Here is a 9,417-nt window from a genome sequence, read left to right on the forward strand (position 1 = left end):
ACCACCACCTATACCGGGGTTGGCGGCCTCGTCGGCCAGAACTACTCGGGGGACATCACCAATTCGTATGCCACCGGCTCCGTCACGGCCACGGGACTCACCGGCGTCACGCAGTACGTCGGCGGGCTGGTCGGGCACAGTACTGGCGCGCTGGCTGACGTCTATGCGACCGGCAACGTGAGCGCCACCGGCGACTACACGGGCGGCCTGGTGGGACGCAACACCGGTGCGGTGACGGACGCGCGCTCCGACGCCGTGACCGTGCAGGGACCCGGCAATTACACCGGCGGACTGATCGGCGACCACAGCGGCGGCGCCATCCAGAACGCCCGCGCCACCGCGAACGTCACCAGCCAGCGGCAGTACAGCGGCGGGCTGATCGGCAGATCGACGGGAGCCGACCTCAGCAACGTCACAGCCACCGGCTCCGTCACCAACACAGGCAACGCCGTGGGCAATGCCGGCGCGAACGTCGGCGGCCTGGTGGGGCGGGTCGCCGGCGGGACGATCGACCAGGGGGAAGCGACGGGTGACGTGAGCGGCTATTCATTTGTTGGCGGCCTGGTCGGCAACTTCGAGGGGACCTCGCTGACGCGGTCGAGGTCGACCGGTGCGGTCGCGGGCGACAGCCTCGTCTCCGGCGCGAACGTCGGCGGCCTGGCGGGGTACGCCGGCGGCACGGTCTCCGACGTCCGGGCCACCGGCAACGTCACGGGCCGCAGGTCGGTCGGGGGCCTGATCGGCAACGCCGACGCACAGCTTTCCAACGCGGTGGCGACCGGCAACGTGCAAGGCCTCACGAACGTCGGCGGACTGCTCGGGCAAACCATGGGCGTCATCAGCAACGTGCACGCCGAAGGCTCCGTGCGGGCGACCGACACGGGCAACAGCGATGTCGGCGGCCTGATCGGATCGGCTGAGGCGACGCTCAGCAATGCCTACGCCACCGGCCGGGTGGAGGGTGCCGGCAGCCGGGTGGGCGGCCTGATAGGGCATAGCGTCAACACCGGGGGTGTTCCCACCTCGAACGTCTATGCCACGGGAGAGGTGGTCGGTGCCGGCGGCGTGGGCGGCCTGGTCGGGGTCACCGACGCTGCCAGCGTGATTCGCGGCGCCTACGCGTCGGGGGCCGTCACCGGCACCGGCACCGCGGTGGGCGGCCTGATCGGCAGCAACAGCGGCGCGCTCAGCGATGCCTATGCGAGCGGCAGCGTGAGCGGTGGCAGCCAGGTCGGCGGCTTGATCGGCGATGTGGTGGCCGGCACGGTGGACAAGACCTACGCCACCGGCGCCGTCAGCGGCACCAGCGCCCTGGGCGGGCTGGCCGGCTCGGCCTCCGGCACGGTCACCAACAGCTACTGGGACACCGCCACCACGGGGCAGGCTACCAGCGCTGCCGGCACCGGCCGCACGACCGCGCAGATGCGCCAGCAGGCCACCTTTGCCGGATGGGACGTGGGTGCCACAGGCGGCACGTCCACCGTTTGGCGCATCTACGAAGGCATGACCAGCCCGCTGCTGCGCAACTTTTTGGTGGCGCAAAACGTGGCCAATGTGAACACGGTTTACAACGCGGCGACGCAGGCCGGCAGCGTGGTGGCGCCCTCGGGCACGCGCACCGGCACTGCCGCCAGTGGCCGCAACGTCGGCACCTACACCGCGTTTTCCGACCAGCAGGGGCTGGATATTGTGGGCGGCCTGCTGACTATTACGCCGGCCGCGCTCACCGTGAGCGGCGTGACGGCGAGCGACAAGGTCTACGACGGCAACACTATCGCCGCGTTGAATACCGGCGCGGCTACGCTGTCTGGCGTGCTCGGCAGCGATAACGTTGCCGTCAATTTGAGCAGCGCTACCGGCAACTTTGCCGATAAAAATGTAGGCAATGCCAAAGCAGTAACAGTAAGCGGGGTGGGCTTGTTGTCTGGCACTGATGCGGGCAACTACAGCGTGAGCAGCCCGACCGCGGTGGTCGCCAACATCACGCCTAAAACCTTGACGGTCAGCGGCCTTACTGCAGACAACAAGGTGTACGACGGCAACACCACCGCCACGCTGAACACTGGTGCGGCGGCGCTGGCGGGAATGGTAAGCGGCGACGCTGTGACGCTCGGCCTGAGCGGAGTGACGGGCAGCTTCGCCGATAAAAATGTTGGCAATGCCAAGGCGGTAAACCTGAGCGGGAGCGGCTTGCTGTCTGGCGCCGACGCCGCTAACTACAGCGTCAGCAATCCGGTCGGGCTGGTGGCCAGCATCACGCCCAAAGCACTGACCGTCAGCGGCATCACGGCCAGCGATAAGGTCTACGATGGCAACACTGCCGCTATCGTCAATAGCAGCGGAGCCAACTATGCAGGACTAGTGAGCGGCGATGTACTCAGCGTTAGTGCTACCGGGACTTTCGCCGACAAGAATGTAGCCAACGGCAAAACTGTCACGCTCGTTAGCAGTTATGGCGGTGCCGATGTTGGCAACTACAGCATCACCGATCAAGCAGCGACCACGGCCAGCATCACGCCGAAAGCACTTACGGTCAGCGGCATTACGGCCAGCGATAAAGTTTATGACGGCAGCACCGCCGCTACCGTCAACACCAGCGGCGCAAGCTACGCCGGCCTGATCGCCAACGACGATCTCGCGGTCACTGCCACTGGCGGATTTGCCGACAAAAACGTAGCCAATGGCAAAACCGTGACGCTCGCCAGCAGCTACAYGGGCGCCGACGTCGGCAACTACACCATCACCGGCCAGGCTACGACGACGGCGAACATCACACCCAAGGCCTTGACGGTCAGCGGCATCACGGCTGCTGACAAGGTCTACGACGGCAACGCGACCGCTACCGTCAACGTGGCTGGTGCAAGCTACGCCGGCCTGATCACCAACGACGATCTCGCGGTAACTGCCACGGGCGCTTTCGCAGACAAACATGTGGGCAGCGGGAAAGCCGTCGCCCTCAGCAGCAGCTACACAGGCGCCGACGTGGGTAACTACACCATCACCGGTCAGGCGGCGGCCACGGCCAGCATCACCCCGGCCGCGCTGACTGTGACCGCGCAGGCCGACAACCGTGTTTACGACGGCACCACCGCGTCGGCAGCAGCGCCCGTGGTCACCGGCGCGCTGTACGACACAGTTGCCAGCGCAGCCACGCAGACCTTCGACAACAAAAATGCCGGCAGCGGCAAGACGCTGACTGCCGCCGGACTGGTCATGAACGACGGTAATGGCGGCAACAACTACAGCGTCAGCTATGCCGCGAACAACAGCGGTGTCATTACGCCAGCGTCACTTTCGGTGATTGCCGATAACCAGGCCAAACAGGTCTATACGCCCGACCCTTTGCTGACTTACCGCACCGGGCCGTTTGCGGCCGGCGACAGCGCGGCCTCTGTACTGAGCGGTGCGTTGCAGCGCGTGGCGGGCGAGCAGCCTGGCAATTACGCGATCAACCAGGGTTTGCTGGCAGCCAATGGCAACTACACGATCAACTACACGCCCGGCACCTTGTTGATCACGGCCGGACTACTGCCTGGTCAGGCTGCAGGGTCGACCGGCGGCTCACCCTACCAGCAGGCAAAAGCGCAAACGCCGCTGCCAGCGCCTGAGTTCAGGCAGCTGTCTGCGTGTACCCCGCTGGCGGGTCGTGGCAACTGTGCCGGTGAACTGCCGCTAACGATTGTGGATGAGGGCATGCGCATGCCGGCGCTTGCTCAAAGCACCAACTGAAGGACTTTATTCATGCAACCCAGCTGACGGATGATTGGCTCACGGGTTTTCCGGACTTGATGTAGAGCTCGACCGCTCGAATCCTGTCTTGGCACGGATACGTGAACTACCTCCTGATAGTCCAATTTTTGTCTGCATCCCCTCTTGGGCAGGTTATGAGGAATCAAAACAAACCTTAAGCGCAGCATTCCAGGTGCTGGAGTTCAAGGCCGGTTTCCGCTAGGTGCAAGTCATGGCCCACTGCCGGCGGGCGGCCGCCTGAAGGAAGTCGATCACAGCCCGTACGCGCGCCGCGTTACGCAGGTTGGGCAAGGACACTGCGAACATCGTGTGGGTAATACCGGAAGCGTAAGGCGACAAGACCTCCTTCAAAAGGCCCTTGGCCACGTCCCCCGCCGCCAATGGAACCGACAGCATGCCGATGCCCGCCCCGGCCACCAGGGCGTGATGCACCAGGGCCGTGGTATTCATGGCGAGCTGTGACCTGACAGTGGCTTCGACCTTCCGTCCGGCCTTGCGGAACGCCCATGTCACAACGGGCCCCTGCGCGGTATGGGTTACCGTCTGATGCCTGCCCAACTCATCCGGGCCGGCGGGTTCTCCATGTTGGCGCAAATATTCAGGCGAGGCGTACAGGCGGCGTTCAAAGGAGCCAAGGGCACGGGCGACCACAGCCTCGCTATTGCCTACTGTGGTGCGCAGGGCCACATCGATCCCGTCCGTCACGAGATCGGCAACCCGGTCATCGGCCACCACCTCGATGCGCAACTCCGGGTATCGCGCGCGCAGCGCGCCCAGCTGCGGCACAACCAGTTCCTCGCAAATCTCCTGGCTTGAGGCCAGTCGCAGCGCGCCGGCCACGCGATTTCGCTGTTTCGACACCGCGGCAGAGATGTCCTCCATCCGCGCCAGCAGTTCACGTGCTTCCTGCGCCAACTCAAAGCCTTCGGCGGTTGCTGACAGCCCATGCGTGGACCGGCGCAACAAAGTGACCCCGTACCCCGTTTCAAGGCGGTTGACTCCTCGGGTAACGACAGAGACTGCCACGTCCAACTCCCGGGCGGCCGCAGAGAACGAATTGAGGTCGAGTGAGCGAACCAGCCACCGCAAGTCCGCAGGGTCCGGCAGGAAGTGTTTCATCGGGGTTGCCTTTGCGTTTCGAGCAAAACCGATTATGCGGGATGGAGGTTTCCGGCTGTAGTGGCTCGCCCTAAAGTGGCGGCACCAACCCAAAAAAGGAAACAACCATGCCTATCCTCAATGTCAAGATCTCGGCGAACCGTACGCCAGAACTCTCGCAACTCGTCACCGACACGCTGCTGGACCTTTCCAGCCGCTTGCTCGGAAAACGACGTGATCTCACCGCAGTGGTGATCGACTATGTCGATCCGCGCGACTGGTTTGTCGCCGGGAAATCGCTGGCCGAACTGAAGATGACCAGCTTCTACTTCGACATCAAGGTGGTGGACGAAACCAACACCAAGGCCGAAAAGGCCCGGTTTGTCGCCGAATCATTCGAAGCGTTCGGGCGCATCCTGGGAGACCTGCACCCAGAAAGCTACGTGTACGTGCAAGACGTKCGCGGCAGCGCGTACGGCTATGGCGGCCGCACCCAGGAATACCGCCATCAACATCCAGACCAATAAGAGGCAGAGCCATGGAACTAGCAAACACTATCGTCGCCGCGGCTATGCGCCGGGCTGGACTCAGCACCTGGATCCCGGAAGGGGAAGGGAAATGGTCACTTCCGATCCAGTTCCTGCCAGATGGTTCAGGCTGGGTCGAATTGATGCGACTCAAGCCGGGCACACGGCTGGGTTTACACCGGCACACTGGCGAGGTTCACGCCCTGACCTTGGTTGGCGAGCGTCGCCTGAACGACGGTCGCATGGTGGGCGTCGGGGACTACATTCACGAGCCTGCCGGCAATGTGGACTGGTGGGAAGCTGTAGGGGACGAGGATCTGCTGGTGCACGTCGTCGTCAAGGGCAGTGTCGAATACCTCGGAGCGCACCACAGCGTACTGCAGCAAATAACCGCCGCCGACCGGATCTCGGACTACCACCGGTACTGCACAGCAGTCGGCGTGCAGCCTCGCGCACTGGATTAGCTGGGCGATTCACGAATTGCCGACGGTCATGCCCTGCTTCACTGGGCCTTGCCAGCGCTCATTGCTCTGTGCGCCGGGCGTATTGCAAATGTGCACCAAAGCCCAACTGAGAAGTTCCAGCGCCACAGCACCACAACACGCCTTGGTCACATGGAACTGCGGGCCTTGCTGGGTGGGTGGCCGATAACTCGCTTGAACGCCCGGCTGAACGAGGCCTCCGAGTCGTAACCCAGCCGGTCAGCGGCCACTGTGACACGCATGCCGTCCTGCATGATCCAGCTGCGGGCCTGGAACATGCGAATGCGGGCCACGTACCTGGCCGGGCTCTCGCCCACCGAATCCTTGAATGCCTGGGCAAAACGTGATCGCGATGCACCCATGATGTTCGCCATCTCCGGCACGCTCCAGTCCTGCTCCGGCGTCGCGTGAATGGCGACAAGCACCTTGCCCACGCCGGGCGAGCGCAGCGCTGCGATCCAGCCCGTCGAGTTGCTGCAAGCGCATTCCACCCAGGCACGGATGATGCTCGCGGCGAGCACATCGGCCATGCGGGCCAGGATGCCGCAGGCGCCGATGCGGTTGAGCGAGGCTTCACGCTCCATCGCGTCGAGCAGCATGGGTACACCCGGGTCGCGTTGGGCCAGGTCGCCGGCGCGTATCACCTCTGGCATCATGGCCAGCAATGGGTGCAGAGGGTCAAGGTTGAACTTCATGGTGCCGCAGAACATGACGTGGGATGGCGTCTGCGCTGCGGGGGCTCCATCCCGCAACAAATAGATGTCGTCTGCGACCCGCTCGCGATCGAAAGTCGCGAGATCCACCGGCGGCACTTCTGGTGAGCTGGCCACGGTGTGGGCGGTGCTGCGGGGCAGCAGCACTGCGTCACCGGCCTTCAGTTCCATCCACCCGGACCGCTGCGTATGCATCCAGCAATCTCCGCTGGCGACGAAATGAAAACGTGCGGCAGCTTGCGCGGCAAAGGAAATCGCCCACGGCGCGTGCATCAGGCAGCGGCCGTACTCAACGCCGTCCAGGCGCAGGCCCAGCAGGACTTTGGTGAGGGGGTCGGGGCCTGCGGCAGGCAGGCCCCCGTTTTCGTGAGGAGGCTGAACGATGGGCGTAAAAGTTCTGGAGGAATCGTCAAGCATTTCGGCTCTTTCGCCATGGAAAGGTGTCGATGCTAGGCCTAAGCTGGCAACCCTGTCCTCAACAAGGCTTCACATTTCATGTCATCTACTTCCTGTTCTGCCTGTCTCGATCCACTGGCCGCTGGCGCGACCCCTGGCAACGATTCACCTGGCGAAGCCGCCGCCCTCTGGGCGGCGGTTGCTTCACTTTCCCTTGGCGTGTTCGGCCTGGTCACTGCGGAATTCTTGCCGGCCAGCCTGCTGACCGCCATGGCGGCTGACCTGCACGTCACGGCAGGCGCTGCGGGCCAGGCCGTCACGGCCACCGCGCTTGTCGGTGCGGTGGCCGCGCCAACCATCCCCTTGCTGACGGCGCGCTTCGATCGGAAGCGGGTGTTGCTGACGCTCACAGCCCTTCTGTTTGTATCCAACCTGTTGGCGGCGACGGCTGCCTCGCTCGCGGTGCTATTGGTCGCGCGCGTGGTGCTCGGTATTGCGCTCGGTGGATTCTGGTCCATGGCGGCGGCACTGGCCATGCGCCTGGTGCCGGAGCGGCTTTTCCCGCGCGCGATGTCGCTCGTGTTGACGGGCGTGTCCATTGCCACCGTCTGCGCTGCGCCCGTTGGCGCATGGATGGGAAATGTGTGGGGATGGCGTAGCGCTTTTGTCGCGGCAGGTGCTGTCGGCTTGCTGGCTTTCGCTGTGCAGCTGGTCGCGTTGCCGGCACTGCCGCCGCGTGACAAAGCCAGCTTGAAAGGCCTGCGCGATCTGCTCACGCGGGGACCGGTACGAATTGCGCTGCTGGCCGTGTTGCTCGTGATATCCGGCCACTTCGCGGGCTTCACCTACATCCGGCCCGTGCTTGAAGACGTGACCAAGCTGTCGGTGTCGGCGATTTCCGCTGTGCTGCTGGGCTATGGCATCGGCGGTTTCTTCGGGAACTTTGCAGGGGGGTGGCTGGCGGGGCGCAGTGAGCGATACGCGATCGTCGCAGGCAGCGGGATGATCGCCTTGCTTGCGGCTGCGCTGCTCATTGGCGGCAGCTCCACCGTGGTCACCGCTGTGGCGGTGACGCTGTGGGGGTTCRCATTCGGCGCGTTTCCGGTCGGCTTTCAGACCTGGATCGTGCGCGCCGCACCCGACCAGGCAGAGGCCGCGGGCGGCTTGCTGGTGGCAGCGTTCCAGATCGCCATCGCCACGGGCGCCATCGCGGGCGGCCTCATCGTTGACTGGACTGGAGCGCTCGGCGCCCCTGCATTTGCCATGGTGGCTGTAGCCCTGGGCGGCCTGCTGGCATGGCAGCACGGCCCGGGCCCCGCAGCGACCGATGCACGGAGGCAGTCATGACAAAGTCAAGACCAGACCCCAGCATCAATCGGCGCATTACCTTGGCGGCGCACCCGCGCGGCCTGCCCGTTGCGTCTGACTTCAATCTTGTGACCGAGCCTGTGCCGCACGTGGGCGAAAGCCAGGTGCTCTTGCAAACGCAGTTCCTTTCGCTGGACCCGTACATGCGCAACCTGATGGACAAAGTCGGCCCGGGGTACGCGCCTCCTGTTCCGCTAGGCGGCACCATGCCGGGCGGCACAGTCAGCCGTGTCGTCGAATCCAGGCATCCCAAATATCGCGTTGGTGATCTCGTGCTCGCCAACGCTGGCTGGCAGGACTACGCTCTGAGCGATGGGAGCGACCTGCAGTTGATGGATGACATGGGCCGACCATCCCTCGCGCTTGGCGCGCTCGGAATGCCGGGTTTTACAGCGCATGTCGGTCTGCTGGACATCGGCCAGCCAAAGGTTGGTGAAACTGTTGTGGTTGCAGCGGCGACCGGTGCGGTTGGCGCCATGGTCGGCCAGATCGCGAAACTCAAGGGCGCCCGCGTGGTAGGCATCGCCGGAGGTGCCGAAAAGTGCCGCCAGGCGGTCGACGATCTGGGCTTTGATGCCTGCGTCGACAGGCGCGGGCCATTGTTTGGGGAACAGCTTGCTGCCGCATGCCCGGCGGGCATTGACGTGTACTTTGAAAACGTCGGCGGTGACGTATTGTCGGCAGTCCTTCCGCTCCTCAATCTTGGCGCCCGTATGCCTGTGTGCGGTTTTGTCGCACATTACAACGACTCTGCAGGCTCAATCGGCCCCAACCAACTGCCGCAGTTCCTGGCCRCCATTTTGCAAAAGCGGGTGCGGGTGCAGGGGTTCATCATTCTTGACCACTATGGCGCGCGCTTTGACGTGTTCCGCAGTGAAATGGGCGAATGGGTCAACAGTGGGCAGGTCAAGGCATCGGAGCACGTTGTAGATGGCCTGCTGAATGCGCCCGCCGCCCTGTCAGACCTGCTGCAGGGCCGGCACTCCGGCAAGGTCGTCGTACGCCTGGAGGCGTAGCTGGCATAGGTACGGCGTCCGGTGCTTGGCTTGGGCTCTTGCAAGGGGGACTTTATTCATGGCAATC

At 64.2% G+C, this 9,417-nt stretch carries 7 protein-coding genes; 5 read left to right on the plus strand and 2 right to left on the minus strand.

Annotated elements, in window-relative coordinates:
• Positions 1–3,729 (plus strand): beta strand repeat-containing protein (locus AC1D1X_RS08640; protein WP_477698137.1); only part of this gene is annotated, 3,729 nt, incomplete at its 5' end.
• Positions 3,730–3,948: 219 nt separating this feature from the next.
• Here the strand turns inward: AC1D1X_RS08640 and AC1D1X_RS08645 are convergent.
• Positions 3,949–4,869: a LysR family transcriptional regulator gene (locus AC1D1X_RS08645; RefSeq protein ID WP_477669993.1), complete on the minus strand. Its 921-nt coding sequence runs from the start codon at positions 4,867–4,869 to the stop codon at positions 3,949–3,951.
• 107 nt (positions 4,870–4,976) lie between these two features.
• Between AC1D1X_RS08645 and AC1D1X_RS08650 the strand changes: the two genes are divergently transcribed.
• Together AC1D1X_RS08650 and AC1D1X_RS08655 are read left to right on the plus strand one after the other, a co-directional pair.
• On the plus strand, positions 4,977–5,375 hold the full coding sequence (locus tag AC1D1X_RS08650) for a tautomerase family protein (protein WP_477667405.1): 399 nt from the start codon (positions 4,977–4,979) through the stop codon (positions 5,373–5,375).
• Between the two features lie 11 nt (positions 5,376–5,386).
• A complete protein-coding gene (locus tag AC1D1X_RS08655) occupies positions 5,387–5,839 on the plus strand; it encodes a cupin domain-containing protein (RefSeq protein WP_477669992.1) in 453 nt (150 codons plus the stop codon).
• Positions 5,840–5,985: 146 nt separating this feature from the next.
• On the opposite strand, the gene AC1D1X_RS08660 is transcribed toward AC1D1X_RS08655, so the two are convergent.
• The gene (locus tag AC1D1X_RS08660; protein ID WP_477669991.1) at positions 5,986–6,987 is read right to left on the minus strand and encodes an AraC family transcriptional regulator; all 1,002 of its coding nucleotides are present in this window, start codon (positions 6,985–6,987) and stop codon (positions 5,986–5,988) included.
• Positions 6,988–7,065: 78 nt separating this feature from the next.
• Here AC1D1X_RS08660 and AC1D1X_RS08665 point away from each other — a divergent pair, with 78 nt between their 5' ends.
• Both AC1D1X_RS08665 and AC1D1X_RS08670 read left to right on the plus strand, forming a co-directional pair.
• The gene (locus AC1D1X_RS08665; RefSeq protein ID WP_477698138.1) at positions 7,066–8,313 is read left to right on the plus strand and encodes an MFS transporter; all 1,248 of its coding nucleotides are present in this window, start codon (positions 7,066–7,068) and stop codon (positions 8,311–8,313) included.
• Positions 8,310–9,350 carry an NADP-dependent oxidoreductase gene (locus tag AC1D1X_RS08670; protein ID WP_477698139.1) on the plus strand — a complete coding sequence of 347 codons (1,041 nt, stop codon included), beginning with the start codon at positions 8,310–8,312 and terminating at the stop codon, positions 9,348–9,350. Before AC1D1X_RS08665 ends, AC1D1X_RS08670 begins: the two co-directional genes overlap by 4 nt.
• Positions 9,351–9,417: the final 67 nt, after the last annotated feature.

This window comes from Polaromonas sp. P1_G4 (assembly GCF_056405475.1).

Bases quoted from the DNA above. Each gene is read 5' to 3' on its own strand.
- AC1D1X_RS08645 (WP_477669993.1), bottom strand. From the start codon at position 4,869: ATGAAACACTTCCTGCCGGACCCTGCGGACTTGCGGTGGCTGGTTCGC.
- AC1D1X_RS08655 (WP_477669992.1), top strand. From the start codon at position 5,387: ATGGAACTAGCAAACACTATCGTCGCCGCGGCTATGCGCCGGGCTGGA.
- AC1D1X_RS08660 (WP_477669991.1), bottom strand. From the start codon at position 6,987: ATGCTTGACGATTCCTCCAGAACTTTTACGCCCATCGTTCAGCCTCCT.